This window comes from Microbacterium sp. SL62, assembly GCF_026672635.1.
Classification (GTDB): Bacteria; Actinomycetota; Actinomycetes; order Actinomycetales; family Microbacteriaceae; genus Microbacterium; species Microbacterium testaceum_A.
On sequence record NZ_JAPPRM010000003.1, the window covers coordinates 64,280 to 83,782 of the forward strand.

A 19,503-nucleotide genomic window follows, 5' to 3' on the forward strand; every position below is an offset into this window, starting at 1 on the left:
ACCGCCCCCTCTTTCAAGGCCGTCTTCGCGATGCACATGGCCTGTGAAGGGGTTGCATCCCCACCCGGACGGCACCGCCGCCTGAGGCGGCGAACCAGCTAGCCCTGCTTCCGCTGATCAATGTATTTTGTTGCAGCCGCGAGGTACCCATTCTTTTCTTTTTCTTGATCATCCAGGGCGGCTTGGTTCGCCGAGATAAGCGGAACCTGGAAGGAAGCGACAATATCCCCGGCCGTTTGGGTGATGCGTAAGTCGTTGTTGCAGTGTGCTTCGACGCTCGATAATTGAATGATTCGTTCGGGGGGATCGCCGTTCTCGAGTGCGGTCTGCGACTCGACGGAGATCCAATCGTTTTCACTATCCATCGCGGTGAGACCGTTTGCCGTCAGGCATTCTGACCACTTGTCGCGGATCGCACCCCACTCCGCTGTTCGTATCGCCGCGCGCATCGCGGTCGTGCTGAGCTTTTGAGCCAAGCTGTCGAACATCTTGTCTTGGGTAGGGATGAAGCCGGCCGCATCGGGGTCACTCTCGGCCTCTGCGTTGCACGCGTCAACTGCCTGTGACCATCTCTCACCCCCGGCGTCTTCGTCTGCTTGGAACGCGTCCGTTACGGGGTCGGGTGGCCGCATCAGCCCCCACGTCTGAGCTCCCGGCTCGAACCAGATGCCGAAGTTCCGATCGTCCAGCGGGGGACCCGGGTCAACGCGACCTGCACGGAAAGGCATGGAACGCGCATTCATGCAGACTTCGATTCGCAGGAACAGTGCCTGGTTGAGTATGCCGATGTCGGATGCCGACGCGGACAGGTCGTATTCAGAAAGCGGAAAGACGATGTGCCCGGTCTGCTGGTCCAGGCTCACATGAGCTGTCGTGTCGCGTTCAAGGCTGGCGGGCGAACCGCCCTGTGGGGTTGGGGTGCACGCGATAACCATGCCCCCCAACCCCACAAGAGCAAGCCCTTTGAAGAGCTGCTTCATGGAGTGCTTACGGCTTGACGGCGCTGATGCGGTCGCTCCAGGTCTCGCCGAAGTTCAGGCCGCTGTTGACCGCGCGCAGATCGTTGTAGCTGCCGTTGAGGCGGACGGTGCGGCCGGCGCAGCCGTTGTTCTCGCAGTAGGTGGCCCACCCCGTGTTCCGGATCGAGGACGTCCGATCGGAGTAGGTGAGATTGCCGCTGGTGCGGGTCTCGAGGACGCCGCTGTAGTTGATGTTGTCGTAGAACGTCGCGGCGGAAGCGGTTTGCGCTCCCGTCATGAGCAGGCCAACCCCCAGGCCGGCCGTGACAACGATCTTGGTCAATTTCTTCATCGCAATTCCTTTTCTTCGGACGTAGCGAGGTGAGCCCCCACACGTGCTGAGTGTTTCGTAGGAGGTCATTACGTGCAACAGGTGTTTCATTTTGGTAGTTGTTGCGATGCATGCTTTGAAAAGCACCAAATCCGGGAGGGTGGAGTTGTCGACGGTCTTTTTGACGCACGGTTGCGACAGTACGGCGTCGCAGGATAGAGGAGGGGGAGGGGACGCTTTGTGAGGGAGGTGTCTAAGATTTCCTCATCAGCATTCCCCTGGGTGAGTGGGCCCGCTTTTCGTGGACCCGAGGGTCGGATCTGCTCCAGGCGTTGCAAATGCGACCAGCACCTCGACAGGATTAAGTGTCAAAAGTTCGAGGGGGAGAACGACATGAGGATTTTGAAGGACAAGGTTGCCGCACCGGGCATCATTGGTGCGGTCCTTGTAGGGTCCGTCTTGGCCGTTTCGCCGGCTCAGGCGGCGGTGCCATTGGGATGGGGGTACTCCACGCCTACGCAGGCCCTTTGCGTGGCGCGGACCGCATTGCAAGAAGGGGTGCTGGCCGCGGAGGGAATCAAGGTCCTGAGCAGCTCGACGCGTTGCGTGAAAAGCATCCGGAAAGGCCAGCCTTACTACACCACGCAACTGTGGTGGAACAAGTAGAATTCTCGTCTGACGCCTCGCCGCAAGCTCGATTTCCCGTTCCGTGACGGTCGGCCCGTCGCTTCAACCCCGCTCGCGTGCACATGTCGCAGCGAGGGCGACAGGTGAGGAGCTGAGCTTGCTTGGGACCGGCGCGCACGTCACCGCTCCTGGCTGCATGAGCTAGCAGTCTGTGGTCAGCATCTCCACGCGATCAACGTCAGTTAGACGGAGGTGGGCCCGGGTGCCATTATTTGAGATGGAAGCGAGCAAGCGGGGGCGAGCGCAAGTCTTCCTCCGGGCTCAGCTGCCTTTCGTGCTGGGCGTGGCTTTCCTCGTGAGTATCACGGTGCGAGCGCTGCCGACTACGGTGAACACCTTCACTCTCGTCATGGGCGTCGCGCTCACCGTGCTGGCGACAGTCGCCGCGATAGCCGTGCCGTGGGAAAAATTCGCGCCTTCGTGGATGATGACGGTGGCCGTCGTGGACATCGTGGCAGTGGCCCTACTTCGCGCGGAGCTCCTCCCATTCGTCCCCGCAGTGTCGGTCCTTTCCGTCTTTCCCACCATGTGGCTGGCGTACGGTTTCCCCTGGTACGGGACGGTGATCGCCGTCGTCGGAGCGGGCTTCATCGCCTCATACCGCTTCGCGTACGTCGGCACCTGGCCCTCCACCGCGATCGAATGGGCAAACGTAGTCACCTTGCCCACTTTCATCGTCGGTGTAGCGGTGGTCATCTTCCTCGCCGCTCGCCACCTACGACAAAATTCCGAACGTCTCGCGCTGGCGTACCAAGACCAGGCTGCGGCGCTCGACCATGCTCAGGACACGGAAGCCGTCGCCCTCGGCATCCTCAACACGGTGAACGCCGGCGTGGCTTTCTACGACGCGGACGGGCGCTTCTACGTCGCTAACCCTCTCGCGCACGGGTACGCGGAGCGTGCCGGGTTCTCGCTTCACGACCCGCCCTACGTGGGTCCCGAGGTCCTGGCGGACGACAGATCAACACCGGTCCCTTTCCACTCCCAGTTGATTCCGCGCGCGTTGGCGGGGGAGACCATCACGGACCACCTGGAATGGTGGGGGCCGATCGATGCGCAGGCGGCGCTTCTCACGTCCTCGAGTCAGGTCCGCCGCCGGGACGGGTATGTGCTGGGAACAGTCATCGTTATCTCCGACATCACCGAGCTCGCTGAGGCAATTGAGGTACGCGAGCAGTTCCTACGCACCGTCTCTCACGAACTCCGCACCCCCATGACCAGCATCACCGGCTTCCTCGATCTCCTCGAGGACGCGGTACCGAAAGACAACGCCACCGTCCGCCGCTACGTCGAAGTCATCACCCGTCGCACAAACGATCTTTTCGACAGAGTGAGCAACCTTCTCGCCGCGAGCGACACAGAAAAAAATCTGCATGTGGTCGACCTTGACCTGGCAGAAGTGGCCCGCGCGGCAGCACGTCAAGTCGAGCCGATCGCGAGCTCACGCGGCATCCGCATCGAAACGGAGTGCCTGGGGGCGGGCAACGCCCACGCCGACCTACAGCAACTGACGGTCGCAACAGTGGAACTGCTGACCAACGCGGTGAAGTTCGGCAACGACCACTCCCACGTCACGCTCACCTACGGCGTCATCGGAGCGGACGCCACCATCGCCGTACGCAACGAAGGTCCCGGGCTCACCGCAGCGGAACAAAGAAGAGCCTTCGACAGGTTCTACCGAACCCCATACGCCCGCGCCCGAGAGATACAGGGCTTCGGCCTCGGCCTCACGAACGTTCGCGCGATAGCAATCGCCCACCAAGGCTCCATCCGGATCAACAGCACCCCCGGGCTCGACGCGACCGTCACCCTGCAAGTGCCCGCACGTTCCATACCCCCAGGTACGCCCATGCGCTACTGAGAACCCGAACGGGGCCACCACGACGCCAGGCACCAGCAAGGACCCGCTCGAACGGCGCCCGTCTATGTCTGCTCTCAGGCAGTCGCAGCCTGAAACGCCTCGACGATGGATCCAGGGACGCGGCCGCGATCACTGACGGTGTGGCCGTTTGCTCGGGCCCACTCACGGATTGCGCTCAGATCGACGTTGCTCTTGGGCTGCGAACCGCGCCGCGAACGACCAGGACCTGCGGATCCAATAGAACGAGCCGCCTCGACATACGGCGCGAAGGCACGGCGCAGATCCGCGGCATTGCTCTCGGAAAGATCGATCTCGTACGAGCGGCCGTCGACAGAAAACGCCATCTGCTGCCCGTCGCCCTCCTCCAACACGGTGCCGTCGAGATCGTCGATGAGCTGCGTCACATGCTTAGTGGCCATAACGGAATCATCCCACGTGGCGCCTCTGGGGGATGGGAAGCTAGAGGGATGAGCGAGATGGAGCCGACCGAGTACGCATCCACTCTCGAAGAGCTGAAAAATCAAGTCCACAATGCGCGGCTCCGCGCCCAACGCACAGCCAACAACGAACTCCTCCAGCTGTGGTGGCAGATCGGACGCACCATCCTCACCCGCCAAGCCGAGCAAGGCTGGGGCGCCAAGATCCTCACCCGCCTCGCGGCGGACCTCCGCGCAGAATTCCCCACCATGAAAGGGTTCTCACGGGCAAACCTCTTCTACATGAGACGGTTTGCCGAGGCATGGCCCGACCCGACCGCAATAGTCCAACGACCCGTTGGACTATTGCCCTGGGGCCACGTCATCGAACTACTCGACAAACTTGACGAGCCCACGCTGCGCGACTGGTACGCCGCGAAAGACGCGCACCACGGGTGGAGCCGGTCCGTGCTCGCCCACCAGATCACCACCCACCTGCACGAGCGGGAAGCTGCAGCGCCCAGTAACTTCGCCGGCACCCTGGAACACCGCGACTCCGACCAGGCACAAGAACTCACCAAAGACCCCTACGCCCTACAGTTCCTCGCCGTCGACAGCAACGTCTCCGAACGCGAGCTCGAGCAGCGTCTCGTGGACCGCATCCTCGACACCATGCGCGAACTCGGACCCGGGTTCGCGTTCGTCGGACGCCAAGTGCACTTCGACGTCGACGGCGACGATTTCTTCGTCGACCTCCTCTTCTTCCACGTCGAACAGCTCCGCTACGTCGTCATCGAACTGAAAACCACCCGATTCGACCCCCGCGACGCAGGCCAACTCGGCTTCTACGTCGCCGTCGTCGACGACCACCTCCGCATCCCCGACAAACACCAACCCACCGTCGGCATCCTCCTCGTCGCAGGCAAAAACGACACCGTGGTCCGATACGCCCTCGCCTCCACCACGCAACCCGTCGCCGTCAGCCGATACGAGCTCACCGAAGAAGCCCAGAAAGCGCTGCCCGACGAGAGCGCGATCGCCCGTGCCTTCGCGGACGAGCTCAACCTGTCCCCAGACAGCGAGACGTGAGCGCGAAGCGCAGCAGGATCCGGTGGCGTGAACGCAGCCGACTCGTGCGAGCGGTGCGGCTCTGGCGCACATGAAACCCCACGACCTTCTGCAAGAAGGTGCGGTGCAAAATGCTGCGGGGCCGCCGGCAACTCGTCCTCGCCTTCGCGGACAAGGCTGCGGTGCGCCGGATGCGACAGCTCGAGGCAACGATGGCCCACTGATGACAGGTACCCGGTAATTGAGCCGAAAGAGGTACTGTCGCGACGTGGACGACGTTCCCTCTCCTCCCATCAAGCGTAAGCGCCCCGTCGTCGGGATAACCATCCTCCTTCTGGTGGTCGTGATCCCCACGCTGCTGTTCTTTGTCATCCCCCTTGGCATCAAGGCATACGACGACGCCCATCACCTGGTGATTTCGTGCGACGTCCGTAGCGCCTCGAGGGAATCAGAATCCAGCGGCTCCTTCAAAGGCGGGGGAGGGTCGGGTCCCCAGGTGGTAGTCGTGAGCGAAGAGTGCGGCAAGATCCTGCTGCAGGACGGCGTCAACTCCTTCAACGCTGACCGGGTTGCGAGCGAGATCTCCTCGACGAAACGAGTTCGCTTCACCGTTGGCGCAGGCTCCTACGACCTGCGCGAGGTTCTCGCCACATTTGGTGTGTCGCCGGCCGCATACACATACGAGGTCGACTCTGACCAGGCCTAAACCACCAATTCGCACGCAGCGCCTGTCGTTGCGTGTTCCCGAGGGGCATGACGTGAAGCCTTCCCGGAGGTCTCCACGGCGTGCGGCCGTCACCGGTTTGATCGACTGACCTCGCGCACCTGACAGATGACCGATGATCGGCGTGCGGTCTGCAGCGGCGCGGTAGTTTGGCTCTCACCGCCGACGAGGGTTGAGTTCTGAGCGGACGACGCCGGACGGAGCCGGCGTCCGATGGTTGACGTCCAGACGGAGCTTGTCGATAGCTAGGGCCTGAAGGCCCGTTTTTGCCTTGAAGCCTTCGGCGGCTCCCTTCGCTGCGCTGCGGTCGTAGCTACCTCCCGGCTCGTTCAAGTGGTCGTGCCACCGGCTCCCCGAGGCTTTCGTCACGCGGTCGCTGCGCTCCCTTATTTCGCGCCGAAACTCTCTCCTGCGCCGCCCTTCGGGTTGCACTGCACCCTTCGGTTGCTATGGCGGAAAACCGCCTTCCTTACCGTTATTTCCGTGGATTCGGGGCAGTTGTAGGCTCCGGAACGCGCCAGGGGTCTCGGGTATGGCTGACCGCCTTCAGCCGCCTGATGGCATGCCGTGATTAGCCGCCCGGGACCCCGCAACGGCAGGACCGCTCATTGAGAAACGCGACCAGATCGCTCCGTAAGGACATGCCGGCACGGTCGTTCACGGCGCACCGCACCCCTCAACGGAAGGACCCTGCGTGCCCCAACTCTGGGCCGGTATCGATGCCGGCAAGACCGAACACCACTGCGTTGTCATCGACGGCGACGGAACCAAGCTGCTGTCGCAGCGGTTCAAGGACCGCGAGACGGCGATCCTGACCCTGATGGGCGACGTCGCCTCCCTGCCGGGTGGTACCGACGTCGCCTGGGCAACGGACCTGAACCACGGCGGGACTGGGCTGCTGCAGACGCTGCTCAGCTCGCATGCGCAGCCGCTGTTCTATATCTCGGGCCGCGTCGTTCATCACGCCTCGGGCGCCTATCGGGGCGAGGCGAAGACGGATGCGAAGGACGCGGTGATCATCGCCGACCAGGCGCGGACACGGCGAGACGTGACTCTGATGCGCCAGGCCGACGAAGTTACGGCGGAGCTGCGCCTGCTCTCTGCGCGGCGGGAAGACCTGGTTCACGACCGTACCCGCGCCGTGAACCGGCTGCGCGCGACCCTGGTTCATTACTTCCCATCGCTCGAGTGGGCGTTCAACTACGCAACGACCAGGGGGCCTCTGGTACTGCTCACTCGGTATGCGACGCCGTCCGCGATCCGGCGGATGGGGGAGGCGCGGCTGGCGGCGTGGTTGAAGGGGCAGGGCTGCTGGAAGTCCGCGGCCGTCGCGAAGAAGGCGGTCGACGCTGCTCGCGAGCAGACATCGGTCGTTGTGGGGGAAGAGGCAGCAGCTCGGCTGGTCAGCCGCTCCGCGCGGGATCTGCTCCGCATCCGCGACGAGGTTGCCGAGCTCGACGCGGAGTTTGAAGCCGTTCTGCAGGACAGCAGATCAGCGGATCTGCTGGTGTCGATCCCGGGGTTCGGGCGCAGGCTCGCCGCGGATTTCCTCGCCGCGACCGGCACTGACCTCGCCGCGTTCGAGACACCCGACCGGCTGGCCAGCTTCGCCGGCCTCGCTCCCGTGCCGCGTGACTCCGGGAAGATCTCTGGCAATCACCACCGGCCACGGCGCTACGACCGGCGGCTGTTGAACGCCTGCTTCCAGGCGGCGTTCATCGCCTCAAAACACTGCCCGGTCTCGCGCTCGTTCTACGAACGGAAACGGGGAGAGGGCAAGTCACACAAGCAAGCGCTGATCGCTCTTGCGCGCCGCCGTATCAACGTCATCTGGGCGATCTTCCGCGACCAGACCGCCTACACCCCCACCCCCACCCCGACACGGCCGAATGACCCCGTCACCCCGCTTCTGCAGAACGATCCAGAATCGCGATCGAGGAGCAGACCCGCCATCGCCCTCGCGGCCGCCTGACGCGGCTAGGTGTGGAGCTCGGCCTGGATCCTGTCGGAGGTCGACGCTCAGGGTGCACAGCCCCCCATGCAGCCTCACGAATGATCTTCTACCGGTCGTGGGTGTTGAGCGCGTCAGGTGTTCCATTCGGAGAAGCTGCTGACCGGCGAGGTGAGGTCGTTGCTCCACCACCGTGGTTCGTCGTGTCGAGTGGGAGGGAGTCGGTGGTGGTCCGCTTGCGGAGGGCGGGGGCGACGAAGATCGCGATGGCGACGAGGATCATGGGCATGATCAGTGCCGCGCGGAGGGTGAAGTGCTCTCCGAGGAAACCGAGGGCGGGCGGGCCTACCAGGAACGCGACGTAGCCGAGGGTCGCGACGAAGGAGACGCGTGCGGCCGGGCGGGGCCCGGAGTCGCCGGCAGCGGAGAGGGCGACGGGGAAGCCGAGTGAGGCGCCCAGCCCCCAGAGAAGGACTCCGGCGCCGGCGAGGATCTGGCTGTCGGGAAAGCTGACAAGGGCGAGCCCTCCGGTGGCGGCGGCGGCGCTGACGGTGAGGACTGCGGCGCGGCCGTAGCGGTGCACGAAGTAGCCGCCGGCGAAGCGTCCGATGGTCATCGCGGCTGCGAAGACGGCGTAGACCGCGGAGCCGAACGCGGCGGTGAAGCCGTGTCCGTCGACCATGACGAGGGGCAGCCAGTCGTTCGCGGTACCCTCGGCGAGGGCCATGGCGAGCACGATCACGCCGATGAGCAGCAGTGTGCGGTCGGCCCAGACGGGGGCGGGCTTCACCGTCGTCTCTGCGTCCGTTCGCGGGTCGGCTCGCGCGCTCTGCCCGACGCCGCCGGGGATGTGGCGGATCGCGAGGGGGACGACGGCGCCGACGGCGACTCCGACGAGGACGAGATGCCAGACGACGGAGAAGGAGGTGGCGGTGAAGGCGATGCCGGCGACGGCCCCGATGACGGTGCCGAGGCTGAAGCAGCCGTGCAACGCGGGGAGGACGGGCTTGGCGATGGCCCGTTCGAGGTCGGCGCCGTCGATGTTCAGCGCGACTTCAGTACTGCCCATGCCGAGGCCGAACAGGGCGAGACCCACGGTCGTGAGAGCGGCGCTCGACACGGCGGCTCCGAGGCCCACGGTGGGCATGCTCACGACGACGAGAGTTACTCCGAACAGGATCACGGGGCGGGTACCGAAACGGGCCACGAGGGGTCCGGAGCCGAGGATGCCGATCATGGAGCCGACGGACAAGCCGAAGAGCACGAGTCCCATCTGAGCAGTGGAGGCGCCGAGGAGGTCCCGAATCGCGGGGGTACGGGTGACCCAGGAGGCGATCGAGAAACCGGGGATGAAGAACAGCGCGAACAACGCCAGACGGCGCCGAGACAAGGCGGAGGACACGTATTCCCTTCAGAAGGTTGGACGGCCCGTAGGCGTCGGAGAGAGTGGGGCGCGTAGCGACGGTCAAGGCACGAGCGGCCTGCGTCACGGCGAGCCGGGATCGGCGGAACTCGGAAATTTGCTCCAGCATGCACGGCGACGCACTGGTGCCGTGGGATCCACCACGGGGCCAAAACTCCGCGGATCCTGCGCAGTCGTGGTGCCCCGCCGCGGCAGCTGCCTCAGCACAGGCCGAACGGGGACGTGGCCGTCCTACTGAGCAGGAAGCACGGCTGCGAGGTTCTCGAGCGCGCGAAGGCTGTCGGATCCGATGGGTGTGAGCACGACGCACGTCGCCCCGGCTGCGTGCCGGGCGGCGATACCGTCGCGGACGCGCTCTGCCGTGCCGGCGAGGGCGAGAGTGTCGATCCACTCGTCCGGGAGCGCGGCGGCGAAGGCTTCAGCGCTGCCTGCGCGTTCGCGAAGCGCGACGAACTCGGACGCGAACGGCAACGGGGCGATGTGAGGGAACCAGTCGCTCTCGCCGATGACGCCGAGCGGTGACCGCACCACTTCACGTGCTTCGGCGTCCGTGGGTGCGACGGCGGCGATGTCGTAAGTGATGAGTCGTGCAGTGCGGTTCGGAACCCCGGCGTCCAGTCCTGCAGTCTCAGCTGACGCGCGGATGTACTCGGGGGTTGCCGGCTCCGCGAGGACGATGCCGTCGGCGACTCGGCCGGCCGCGGCCAGCGACTTCGGACCTCGCACGCCCCACACGATAGGAGGCGGCGTGCTGGGCACCGTCTCCAGGCGCACGCCCGCGACGTCGACGTAGCGGCCGGCAGCTGGCCCCGGTTCTCCTCGCAGCAACGTCGTCAGAGCGATCGTGTACTCGCGAAGCAGAGTGAGGGGGCTGCCTGGCCACGCGCCGACGGAGCGCATCCAGTCGGGCATGCCGTGGCCGATACCGATGACCACTCGATCGGGGAAGAGTTCCTCCAGAGTCGCGATCTCCATCGCCGCGAAGGCCACGTTGCGCGAGCCGGCCGGCAGAATGCCTACGCCGACGGTGACCCGCTTCGTGCTCGCGAGGACAGCGGCAGCCTGGGCGATTCCGCCACGGAAACCGAGATCCTCGACGACCCAAACTTCGTCGAATCCGAGGTCCTCAGCGCGCTGGGCAAACGCGATCACCGTGTTCGCCGGAAGGTCGCGAGGGAGCATCACCCCGACGTTGGAAGAAGTGATCATCATTGACCTTTCGCGTGGGTGTTCCTCCATTGTTGCAGCCCTCAGCAGGGCGGCGAACAGCACTCACACGGACCGCTGACGGCCCCTCGGCCGACTGTCACCAGAACGGCGGGGGGTCCTAGCGGAGCGAAACACCTCTACACGGACTATTCGCCGTTGCGCAGGTCGGCGACGGTTCGACGTTCGAACGCGATGTCCGCGTACGAGACTCGGCATCCGTCTCCGGTCGGGCTCTGCGCTTCGAAACCCACCGACACCTCGGTCGCCGCTCCCGGCAGCGTGAACGCGCGGACGAAACGCCAACCATTTCCGTCGTGCGCGTGGAACGCCAGAACGTTGCCTACTCGCGCGAGACGAAGCCGTGCTTTCGGAGCATTGACGATGAACCCGTTGGCGTCATCCGAAGTCCCTTTCGTGACGACCGAGACGATCATCACTTCTCCCGCCGGAGAGCGCTCGAAGCACAGCTTCGCCCAGTTGGTTTCGTCGACCCACGCCAGCAGAACCCCCGCGTCGAACGTCGCTCGAAGATCGGGCGTCACCTCGGCAGCGAAGGTGAAATCGCCCTCTGGCGGAGTACCCAGAAGTGTGTGGGCGTTGAGCAGAGTCTCCGCGGCTACACCGCTGTCCCCGCTGGGATCGACGAAGAGATCCGTTCCCGCGGGGGCGGCTCCTTCAATACCTGACGACGTGGCAGTCCAGACCGACCCCTCCGATGCGAGGAGGTCGAACGGAAGGGTAGGAATGCGCATAACCGCAGCCTATCGGGGGTGAGACTCGATCTTCGGGATGCCTCACGCCGAAGTGCTCGGGTAGCGCCGCCGAGTTCAGAGTGAAGGTTGAGTGGGTCCAACGCGTGCACGCGGGCATGGAAGTGATTCTGCGGGACCCAGCGCTGCGGGTGATCGTAAAGCACGGCGGTTCAGCGACCTTCGTGGTTGCCCGATGAATGAAGGTGCCCACTCTGAGCCGACCCACGGCTCTCCGTTAGGGCGATAGCTGACCGGTCGCAACACTTCGGAGATCGGAGATCGGAGATCGGATCTTGAGACCGAGTCCGCAGACGACCGACACCACCACTCCGGGCGGGCGGCTGTCTTCCCCATGCTCGCCGCGATCGCGGATCTCGAGCACGACCTCATCGTGGAGCGAACTCACGATGGCCTCGCCGCCGCTAGAGCCCGCGTAAGCAAGGGCGGCGGGCGCTTCAAGATGACGCCCACGAAGGCGAAGCAGGCGCGCGCGATGTACGACGAGAAGACCTACATGGTCCAGCAGATCGCCGAGACCTTCGGCGTCTCCGGCGGCACGATCTACCGCCACCTCACTGAAGACCACTGACAGCCGCCGCGACGAGCGTCGCAGAGCACGGACCCGATCAGACTCCGACCTCCGGTCAGAGGCTGTGCTGAGCGCTGCGCACATTTTGCCTGGAAGCCTTCGGCAGCGTACGGGCCTGCGGCGTCCACGCAAGCCGCTGCGCGGCCGGCTCCTCCGACGTTCTCGGCACGCGGTCGCTGCGCTCCCTCACATCGCGCCGACAACCTCTCCTCCTCCGCCCTCCGGGTTGCGCTCCCACCTCCGACCCTGCTCGGCACTACGTGCCTTCCAGGCAAAAAAACGCTGGGAGAGAAGGAAGAACGACCGAGCCAGACCACCCCCGCTGGCTTGACAAATCTGATTGAGAATCACGGCAAAAAACGTGGAGGGGGAAGGGATAGAGACCGTGACGCTGATGGACATGATCGACGACCTGATGCACGAAGACCACATGGCGGGACTGCCGGAATGGACCGGGATGCCGCTGGGTCAGCTGGTCACCGACTACCACCACCCCGACGAGCTCGACGCGGCCTGGCGCCGCTGGGTCGAGGTCAACGGGACCCACAACAGCATCTTCCTTTCCAAGATGTGGCACCGCAGCTACTGCACCCCCCACATGGAGATCGGTGAGCATTCCCTCGATCTGTACGACGTCGACTTGCGCTGCGCAGCGGGAGCCCACGAATCCCGCAAGATCGGCGATCCGCTCGGACGCCTCTGCCAGTGCGTCGGAGACATCACCGCCCAGATCATCTGCTCGCGGTGCTCCTGGATCAGGGACCAGCCGAGAACGTGGGCGTCGGAGCTGAGCTGCCGCCACAGGCCCCTTGTCGCCAAACGGCGAGACTCATCAGAGAATGCCGAGTCGGCAGCTGCCGCGATCACTTCGGTGAGGTTGAGAGCCGGCGTCGTGCTTCTCAAAGCCTTGACCGTTGCTTGGCGCCCACGGAGCCATGCTCGCTGGTCTTCGAGGCGCGTCTGGTCCTCTGCGGTCAACGGAGTGGTCCCGAGGAAGGTGTAGTACTTCCCCAGTTGTGTGTACATCTCAGCGATTACCGTTAGGCCCCGTTCGCGACGAAGCTCTCCCGAGTCCGGCGCCAGCATCCACACCCCTTGCGATGAGCCGACTAAAGCCCCTCGAAGCACCGTGAAATGGGAAGAGGGGTAAAGCTGACCGGCATTGATCGCATCTAGCGCCAAACGAAGATGCTCACCTGCCAGAGCGAGCGACATCCTCGCGATCTGGCTAGTAGCCATGTGCTCGAAAATTTTGTCATCGACCGCCAGCTCGCTTCCAGGTTGAGGCTCCTCGACTTGCTGCACGCGAAGCCTCCAACCATCGAGATCCTCCGCGGTATCCCACATCTGTTGGAGGGCTTCGCGTTGCGCGTTCGTCATCGACATGAACGAAAGTTAGCAACCGCGCTCCTGTCCTTAAAGGGATCGCTATGCGGGCCTGTGTCCCCATGGTTCGCTAGCAAGGGTGGCGCAACGTCCTAGAAAGTGCGGATGGACGCCACCCAAGGGGGAGGGTGACGTCCATCCGGTCTGTGGGGTCTTGTCAGTGGCCGTTGCCGAGGCCTCCGCTGAGACGTCCGTGGAACTGGGTGGTTGCTTCGTTCATGCCTTCGAGGACGACGCGTTTTCCGTGGTGCTCGTATTTGGTGACGATTGCGTGGAGGGCTGCGACGGTGGAGGCGTCCCAGATGTGGGAGCGGGACATGTCGATGACGACGCGGTCGGGGTCACCGGCGTAGTCGAACTGGGTAGTGAGGTCGTTGCTGGAGGCGAAGAACAGTTCTCCGTCGACGGTGTAGCTGACCGTGGGTACGGAGGCGTCTTCGTCGATGAGGCGGGTGACGGTGACGAAGTGCGCGACTCTGGGAGCGGCACGACATCCAGCCGGTACCGATGCTGACCAAGACCTTCACGCACCCCGTCATCGGCGCCGTGACCGTCGATTGCGATGATCTGCACCTAGCCGACCGCGACCAGACCCTCGTCCTCTACTCCGCCCCCGGAGGATCGGATGCGGCGAACGCCCTCGACTTTCTCAGGACAATCGGCGCCTCCAAAGGCTGACGTCGGACCGCCGCCGACCTCCCGACGCGGGGTGGTGCGAAACCGATCGGTTTTGCACTACTCCTGTCGATCGCTCTTGCCTCTCGCCTCGCGCCGTAGCTGCCACAAGCCGGCGGCAATAAATGCACCCCCAAACGCGATCGTAGCCACGCGCGCCCACCACGGCATGCCGGGAAACAGCATCATCGGCAGCGCGAAAACAAACGTCGCACCCACGAAGTACCAAACCGTCGTTGATGCGGGACTTTTCTCGTTCGCAACCATGCTCCGACGCTACGAGCGCACTCAGCGATGAGCCTCCCCCTCACGACGTAGATCGGCGCAAAACCGATCGTTTTCGGCGGAGTCATCCCTGTGGGCACTTCCGCAGAGATCGTCGTTCTCGCAGCGATGCGTGTGTCTTGATCGCGCCCCCCACAAGCCGACGGCTGACCCGACAGAGCCGTCAGGCAGCCGGTCGGGCGCTGTCGCTCGTCGCGACGATGGTCTGGCGGTACGCCTTGATCTTCCGCTCCAGCGCCGCCAAGTGACGCTGGACCTCGGCCTGCTGGGCGAGGACGGCCGAGTGGTGCTGTTCGAGGAGCGCAAGACGCTCGGCATGATCAGCACCGGCCCGGTACGCCGCCGCGTATTCGCGCATCTCTTGCACGCTCATCCCCGTGCCGCGGAGCATCACCGTTCCGGCGAGCCAGCTCAACGCGGCCGTGTCGTACCGTCGCCACCCGTCCGGACCACGGTCGGGCGCGGGCGCGATGCCTTCCTTCTCGTAGTAGCGGATGGTGTCGACGGTGATGCCGAGGAGGTCTGCGGCGACACTGATCGTGACGGGCTCGTCGACGTGGACCTCGGGAAGCAGCATGGAACTGAGTCTGCCACTTGACATGGTGTGCACACCAGTGTGGAAGGTTGTCTTCGCCCGGGGCACCCCGGCGAGGAAAGGACACCACATGCAGCAGATCCCTCTCGGCTCCCAAGGCCTTCAGACTTCCGTGCTCGGGGTCGGATGCATGGGCATGAGCGCCTTCTACGGCGGCGCCACCGAAGCAGGCGCCACCGAAGCCATCCGTCGAGCGCTCGACCTCGGGATCACCCTGTTCGACACAGCGGAGGCGTACGGGCCGTTCGAGAACGAGCGACTCCTTGGTCGCGTCCTCGGCACGGACCGGGAGCGTGTGGTCATTGCATCGAAGTTCGCGACGGACTTCACCGACGACGGCGAACCCATGGGCCTCGACGGCTCCCCAGAACACGCGCGCCGCGCGATCGACCGGTCCCTTGGGCACCTCGGTACCGACCACGTCGACCTCTGGTACCTCCACCGTGCAGACCCGAAAGTGCCGATTGAGGAGACCATCGGCGCGATGAGCGAAGCCGTCGCTGCTGGCAAGGTGCGCTACATCGGCGTCTCAGAGACTTCGGCCGAGACGCTTCGTCGGGCGCATGCGACGTTCCCGATCACAGCGATCCAGTCCGAGTACAGCCTCTTCGAGCGCGACACCGAGCACAACGGCGTCCTCGACACAGCCTCGGAGCTCGGCGTCGGGTTCGTACCCTTCTCCCCACTCGGGCGCGGATTCCTCTCCGGAACCGTCACCCGCAAAGACGACCTGCCTGAAGGCGACGCCCGCCGCAACCTCCCCCGGTTCTCTGACGAGGCCATCGAGGCGAACCTCCGCGTCGTCGCAGCGCTCAAGGTCATCGCCGACGAAAAGGGCGTCACCACGGCGCAGCTCGCGCTCGCGTGGCTGATCCAGGCTGGCACAGTGCCGATCCCCGGCACCGCCAAAGCCGCGCGCATCGAGGAGAACGCCGCCGCCGCAGACGTCGTACTCACCGCCAACGACCTCGAACGCATCGACGCCGCATCCCCGCACGGCATCACGGTCGGCACCCGTAACACCGAAGCAGGAATGGCACGCGACCGCGGCTGACCTGCACGCGAAGGCCCGCGACACCGAACAGGTCTCGCGGGCCGGCGTCGGATTCAACACCGCGCCCCTCGCAGCGATGCGCCGAAAATCCCTGCCGTAAGGGGTTTTCGGTGATCGTTTGTGGCGCCTCTAAAGCGCCGACGGTTCCGGTCCCGCCAGAAACGATCGGTTTTGCACGGCTGGCGGAATCGCGAGATCAGCTGCCTCAGGCGAGTGGGGGAGTGAGCGAGCTGTGTCCTCCGTCAGGGGTAACGACAGCCCCGATTGACGTGAGTTGGCGTTGCGCCGGCGCCCGCTCGAGCTGGGTGCGGGAGGCGAGACATTCCTGGTCTCGTGCACCGTGTGTCTCCACGCGCCGCGTGCGCGAGGTGATGCGCTTCACCGGGCTCGCCGACAAGACGCAGGAGGGAGCCGCCGCCGAAATGGCTGATTTTGGACAGAGCTCTCCTTAAGAAGTGGCGTTTGAGCGAAAAATCGGCTCCTGCGACTACTTCCGCTTGGCCCGCGCCAACTGTCGAGCGCGCTTGTTTACGCGATCGGACAGCAGGGGCAGCGCCTTGCAAACGAAGAGGGTCACCGCAGTGACCGTCGCAGGTACCGAGATGTAGACCGTGAGGTCCATCTCGCCACCTCCTCTGAGGAGTGCCCGACACAAAGTCGGGGCGCATGCCCGCCAACGAGGCGGCGGGCATGAAAAAAGCCGGTCCCTTATGGGGCCGGCCTTTGCGCGTGAAACAACTAAACCCGGTCGCAGACCGGGTTTTTGGGCGCACTTTGCTAACGATTGACACGATACGGCGTTCGCGGGTTCACGTCAAGCGTTCTGAGTGGTATTCCGCAGGCGGGACGCCATGAATGGGGGAGTGTTGGTGACGCGGTGGGGCCCGTTACGCTCCTCGCGTGCCTAAGGACCCTCAATCCCTCACTCCGAAACAGATCGCTGTCTTGGAGTGGGTGCGAAACGGCACACCGGACGGCGTCTATGACGAAGGGTACGACCACCGAATTACCGCTCGAGCGCTTGAACGGCGCGGTCTTGTCAGCATCGCCGGACGCGGGCCGACCTGGCGCGCCACTCTGACCACGAACGGCCAACTTTGGCTGAGCGCGCCGGTCATGGCCGCGGACGACAGCGACCTCTCCGATGCGGACGCCCTCCTCGCAGGAGTCGTACAGGCAGAAGGAGCACTCGTCCTCCCGGAGGAGTTCGACCGTGCACACTACGAACGACTCATCAAACAGAGCATGAAGAGCTCGTCTCGACCGCACGGACAGCGTCTCGTGCTGCAGCGTCAAGGCGGATGGCGGAGCACCACCTGGGCGATCGTCTACGTCGACTACCTCAGCGATCTCGTCGTAAAACAAGACGTCGCCGTGCCAGAGCACATCGGCAAATACCACCCAGCTGTGCGCGCGTATCTGGACGACAAAGACCACCACAATGTCAGCAAGGATCACCTGACACGGGCTGCTCGCCTTCTACAAGCAATCGCCACAGAAGCGGTTCGCCGCGGACTCACCGTGCCCGAGCCGCCCGCAACACCACAAACCCGCAACAAGATCCGCGACACAACGAAACCCGCACACCTTCACCTCGTCACAGCCGCCCGCACCTACACCGTCATCATCAGGGAGATCCCCGGCAAAGGCGGTGCCGTCATCGACTACAACACCCGCTACGACAGTCGACAACCGACCTGGCTGACACGCCGGCAAACCCACTTCGTCAGCACCGGACGTCTCGAACTCACCCTCAACGGACCAGGAACCCCCTACGACGGCAACATCATCCGAGACGCCAAACGCTCCACCGTCGAAGACCGTCTCTCCGACCTTTTCGCCGCACTCGATACTGCAATCCTCCAAGCAAACGCGACCGAGGCCGCAGCCAAACGCCACAAAGAACAGCGCCAACGAGACTGGGAAACAGCCCGGGACGACGCGCGACTCCAATTCACGCGCACCAAGCGCTGGGAGCACTTCATCACCCTCGCCGCAGACGCCGCAGCCATCGACGGGTACCGGCAGTTCCTCGAGCGCGCCATTGCCGCCGTCGCCGGACTGCCGGACGATGAACGAGCGACAGCCCTCAGCTACCTCGAGGACATGCGCTCAGTCATCGAAGAGCTGAACCCCCTCGCCTCGCCCACCTCGATCGTCCCCTCCGTCCGCGACCCGAGTCCGACTGACCTGCAACCATTTATGCGCGGACTCAACCCGTGGGGACCCGATCGCTAAACAGCAGCGAAGTTTCCCACCCTCTGTCGCATCCACCGAACGTCGTCATCGCAGCTGACATACGACCGATTATCGGCGCGAGCGGCGTCGGTGTGTCTCCCGCGTGCAATCAGATGGGCGGAGAGTGGCGTAGCTGCGCATCCGTTTCACCTGCTTGGAGTGGGAGCCTTCAGCATGCGACTTGCTCTAGCGCTCACGGACGCCAGAAAGGAACGCTCAGGAGAGCGCCCTGAGCACCTCCGATAGCGGCTGCTCCGAGCGAGCACGCAGTACGCGGGCATACTCGGACATGCCCGCCCAATCGGCGACTTGCTTGCCGTCGTCGTCGACCGTGACCGGAAGCAGAATTTTCTGCCGGCCAAGACGGTGCAACGTGAGCTTGTACCCGAATCCAAACTTTGGCACGCATTGGTGCGTAATCAGCGTCACCAGGATGAGCAGAGCATCTTCAGTTGCTTCGGCGGCGAGGGGCTCGAGCACGATCACGTCATCTGATGCGCTGAAAGGCATCGGCTGGTACTTGGCATGCCCGGTTCCGCCGTCACCGTTGTAGATCAGTGTCAGCCATCCTCCAGGAAACAGAGCGGGTACATCTGCGAAGTCCACAATGCTGTTGTTGATGCGTGAGCCTGCGATGAAGGGCATCGGGCCTCGCTTGCGGTGCTCGGTGATCAGGCGCCGGCCTTTATGCGCGCGGAAGAGGCCTTCTTGGCGGCCTGGCACATCGAGAACGTATGTGGGCGCAAACGTGAGCTTGGGCAGGTCGTCAGCCTTTGGGGGTGCGATGCGGGGAGCTGTGTTCGCATGCTCGATGACGTCGCCGAGAATCTCCTTGCCGAGCAGTTCCAGCCCATCCCAATCCACGAGAGTGTCGTCGTCGGCGCTGCTCACGGAGGGGACCATGACGCGCGTGCGTCGCAGACGCCCCAGTGTCGCCCCGTTCCCGCCCCAACTGAACTTACTCATCTGTTGCTCGAGGATCGACGCCAGCATCAGGCCCGAGGCCGCGGTCATTCGTGGGTGGCGGAGCACCTGGATGTTTTGGCTGGTGTAGAAGGGGGCCGGTTGGTACGCGATCGTCTGCGTATCAAGACCGATTGTCAGCGCATTTCCCGGCTCCGGATCCTTTTCCTGCCGGGAGCAGAACCCATCCACCCCGTTACTTGCCCGGCTCCTAGAGACGAAAGGGAAGACGGACTCTCCCGTATCGACGAGCTTCGACTTGTCGTACCAAGCTCTAGAGGACTTCATAGACGTAACGACGTCCGTGATCAACATAGGTGTGAAGGTGAGTCGGTCG

17 protein-coding genes and 2 pseudogenes are annotated in these 19,503 nt (G+C 64.2%); 9 read left to right on the top strand and 10 right to left on the bottom strand.

Annotation, left to right across the window (positions count from 1 at the left end):
- Window positions 1-98: 98 nt before the first annotated feature.
- Complete coding sequence (locus OVA26_RS17210; RefSeq protein ID WP_268105222.1) at window positions 99-980, bottom strand: hypothetical protein; 882 nt, start codon at window positions 978-980, stop codon at window positions 99-101.
- Window positions 981-987: 7 nt separating this feature from the next.
- The gene (locus tag OVA26_RS17215; RefSeq protein ID WP_268105223.1) at window positions 988-1,311 is read right to left on the bottom strand and encodes a hypothetical protein; all 324 of its coding nucleotides are present in this window, start codon (window positions 1,309-1,311) and stop codon (window positions 988-990) included.
- A gap of 949 nt (window positions 1,312-2,260) precedes the next feature.
- Between OVA26_RS17215 and OVA26_RS17220 the strand changes: the two genes are divergently transcribed.
- Window positions 2,261-3,838: a sensor histidine kinase gene (locus OVA26_RS17220; RefSeq protein ID WP_268105224.1), complete on the top strand. Its 1,578-nt coding sequence runs from the start codon at window positions 2,261-2,263 to the stop codon at window positions 3,836-3,838.
- 74 nt (window positions 3,839-3,912) lie between these two features.
- Here OVA26_RS17220 and OVA26_RS17225 read toward each other — a convergent pair whose 3' ends face one another.
- Window positions 3,913-4,257 carry a histone-like nucleoid-structuring protein Lsr2 gene (locus OVA26_RS17225; protein WP_268105225.1) on the bottom strand — a complete coding sequence of 115 codons (345 nt, stop codon included), beginning with the start codon at window positions 4,255-4,257 and terminating at the stop codon, window positions 3,913-3,915.
- Window positions 4,258-4,305: 48 nt separating this feature from the next.
- Here OVA26_RS17225 and OVA26_RS17230 point away from each other — a divergent pair, with 48 nt between their 5' ends.
- The 3 genes and pseudogenes from OVA26_RS17230 to OVA26_RS17240 all read left to right on the top strand — a co-directional run.
- Window positions 4,306-5,343, top strand: coding sequence for a PDDEXK nuclease domain-containing protein (locus OVA26_RS17230; protein ID WP_268105226.1), 1,038 nt, complete (start codon window positions 4,306-4,308; stop codon window positions 5,341-5,343).
- A 247-nt stretch (window positions 5,344-5,590) separates the two neighbouring features.
- A complete protein-coding gene (locus tag OVA26_RS17235) occupies window positions 5,591-6,028 on the top strand; it encodes a hypothetical protein (protein WP_268105227.1) in 438 nt (145 codons plus the stop codon).
- Between the two features lie 712 nt (window positions 6,029-6,740).
- Window positions 6,741-7,934 (top strand): annotated as a pseudogene (locus tag OVA26_RS17240) (IS110 family transposase); the annotation flags it as partial.
- A gap of 172 nt (window positions 7,935-8,106) precedes the next feature.
- Here the strand turns inward: OVA26_RS17240 and OVA26_RS17245 are convergent.
- From OVA26_RS17245 to OVA26_RS17255, 3 genes are all read right to left on the bottom strand, one after another.
- A complete protein-coding gene (locus OVA26_RS17245) occupies window positions 8,107-9,399 on the bottom strand; it encodes an MFS transporter (RefSeq protein WP_268105229.1) in 1,293 nt (430 codons plus the stop codon).
- A gap of 252 nt (window positions 9,400-9,651) precedes the next feature.
- Window positions 9,652-10,629, bottom strand: coding sequence for an LLM class flavin-dependent oxidoreductase (locus OVA26_RS17250; RefSeq protein WP_268105230.1), 978 nt, complete (start codon window positions 10,627-10,629; stop codon window positions 9,652-9,654).
- A 146-nt stretch (window positions 10,630-10,775) separates the two neighbouring features.
- Window positions 10,776-11,381 (bottom strand): DUF1349 domain-containing protein, encoded by a 606-nt coding sequence (locus OVA26_RS17255; RefSeq protein ID WP_268105231.1) that lies wholly within the window; start codon window positions 11,379-11,381, stop codon window positions 10,776-10,778.
- A 352-nt stretch (window positions 11,382-11,733) separates the two neighbouring features.
- On the opposite strand from OVA26_RS17255, the gene OVA26_RS17260 reads away from it, so the two are divergent.
- Window positions 11,734-11,970 (top strand): helix-turn-helix domain-containing protein, encoded by a 237-nt coding sequence (locus OVA26_RS17260; RefSeq protein WP_326493385.1) that lies wholly within the window; start codon window positions 11,734-11,736, stop codon window positions 11,968-11,970.
- Window positions 11,971-12,355: 385 nt separating this feature from the next.
- Window positions 12,356-12,973, top strand: a complete 618-nt coding sequence (locus OVA26_RS17265) for a hypothetical protein (protein WP_326493386.1) — start codon at window positions 12,356-12,358, stop codon at window positions 12,971-12,973.
- Window positions 12,974-13,513: 540 nt separating this feature from the next.
- Here OVA26_RS17265 and OVA26_RS17270 read toward each other — a convergent pair.
- Window positions 13,514-13,840: pseudogene (locus tag OVA26_RS17270) on the bottom strand (STAS domain-containing protein); the annotation flags it as partial.
- A gap of 23 nt (window positions 13,841-13,863) precedes the next feature.
- Between OVA26_RS17270 and OVA26_RS17275 the strand changes: the two are divergent.
- Complete coding sequence (locus OVA26_RS17275) at window positions 13,864-14,034, top strand: MmyB family transcriptional regulator (protein ID WP_268105232.1); 171 nt, start codon at window positions 13,864-13,866, stop codon at window positions 14,032-14,034.
- Window positions 14,035-14,091: 57 nt separating this feature from the next.
- Here the strand turns inward: OVA26_RS17275 and OVA26_RS17280 are convergent, their stop codons facing one another.
- Window positions 14,092-14,298, bottom strand: a complete 207-nt coding sequence (locus OVA26_RS17280; protein WP_268105233.1) for a hypothetical protein — start codon at window positions 14,296-14,298, stop codon at window positions 14,092-14,094.
- A gap of 181 nt (window positions 14,299-14,479) precedes the next feature.
- A complete protein-coding gene (locus OVA26_RS17285) occupies window positions 14,480-14,893 on the bottom strand; it encodes a MerR family transcriptional regulator (protein ID WP_268105234.1) in 414 nt (137 codons plus the stop codon).
- 88 nt (window positions 14,894-14,981) lie between these two features.
- Between OVA26_RS17285 and OVA26_RS17290 the strand changes: the two genes are divergently transcribed.
- Window positions 14,982-15,965, top strand: coding sequence for an aldo/keto reductase (locus OVA26_RS17290; RefSeq protein ID WP_268105251.1), 984 nt, complete (start codon window positions 14,982-14,984; stop codon window positions 15,963-15,965).
- Between the two features lie 900 nt (window positions 15,966-16,865).
- A complete protein-coding gene (locus OVA26_RS17295) occupies window positions 16,866-18,203 on the top strand; it encodes a hypothetical protein (RefSeq protein ID WP_268105235.1) in 1,338 nt (445 codons plus the stop codon).
- 216 nt (window positions 18,204-18,419) lie between these two features.
- On the opposite strand, the gene OVA26_RS17300 is transcribed toward OVA26_RS17295, so the two are convergent.
- Window positions 18,420-19,481, bottom strand: a complete 1,062-nt coding sequence (locus tag OVA26_RS17300; RefSeq protein WP_268105252.1) for a restriction endonuclease subunit S — start codon at window positions 19,479-19,481, stop codon at window positions 18,420-18,422.
- Window positions 19,482-19,503 lie beyond the last annotated feature (22 nt).

What these genes read in the sequence shown, in the direction of transcription:
- OVA26_RS17210 (WP_268105222.1), bottom strand. Translation starts at nt 980, where the DNA reads ATGAAGCAGCTCTTCAAAGGGCTTGCTCTTGTGGGGTTGGGGGGCATG.
- OVA26_RS17215 (WP_268105223.1), bottom strand. Translation starts at nt 1,311, where the DNA reads ATGAAGAAATTGACCAAGATCGTTGTCACGGCCGGCCTGGGGGTTGGC.
- OVA26_RS17225 (WP_268105225.1), bottom strand. Translation starts at nt 4,257, where the DNA reads ATGGCCACTAAGCATGTGACGCAGCTCATCGACGATCTCGACGGCACC.
- OVA26_RS17230 (WP_268105226.1), top strand. Translation starts at nt 4,306, where the DNA reads ATGAGCGAGATGGAGCCGACCGAGTACGCATCCACTCTCGAAGAGCTG.
- OVA26_RS17250 (WP_268105230.1), bottom strand. Translation starts at nt 10,629, where the DNA reads ATGATCACTTCTTCCAACGTCGGGGTGATGCTCCCTCGCGACCTTCCG.
- OVA26_RS17255 (WP_268105231.1), bottom strand. Translation starts at nt 11,381, where the DNA reads ATGCGCATTCCTACCCTTCCGTTCGACCTCCTCGCATCGGAGGGGTCG.
- OVA26_RS17260 (WP_326493385.1), top strand. Translation starts at nt 11,734, where the DNA reads ATGCTCGCCGCGATCGCGGATCTCGAGCACGACCTCATCGTGGAGCGA.
- OVA26_RS17275 (WP_268105232.1), top strand. Translation starts at nt 13,864, where the DNA reads ATGCTGACCAAGACCTTCACGCACCCCGTCATCGGCGCCGTGACCGTC.
- OVA26_RS17280 (WP_268105233.1), bottom strand. Translation starts at nt 14,298, where the DNA reads ATGGTTGCGAACGAGAAAAGTCCCGCATCAACGACGGTTTGGTACTTC.
- OVA26_RS17285 (WP_268105234.1), bottom strand. Translation starts at nt 14,893, where the DNA reads ATGCTGCTTCCCGAGGTCCACGTCGACGAGCCCGTCACGATCAGTGTC.
- OVA26_RS17290 (WP_268105251.1), top strand. Translation starts at nt 14,982, where the DNA reads ATGCAGCAGATCCCTCTCGGCTCCCAAGGCCTTCAGACTTCCGTGCTC.
- OVA26_RS17300 (WP_268105252.1), bottom strand. Translation starts at nt 19,481, where the DNA reads ATGTTGATCACGGACGTCGTTACGTCTATGAAGTCCTCTAGAGCTTGG.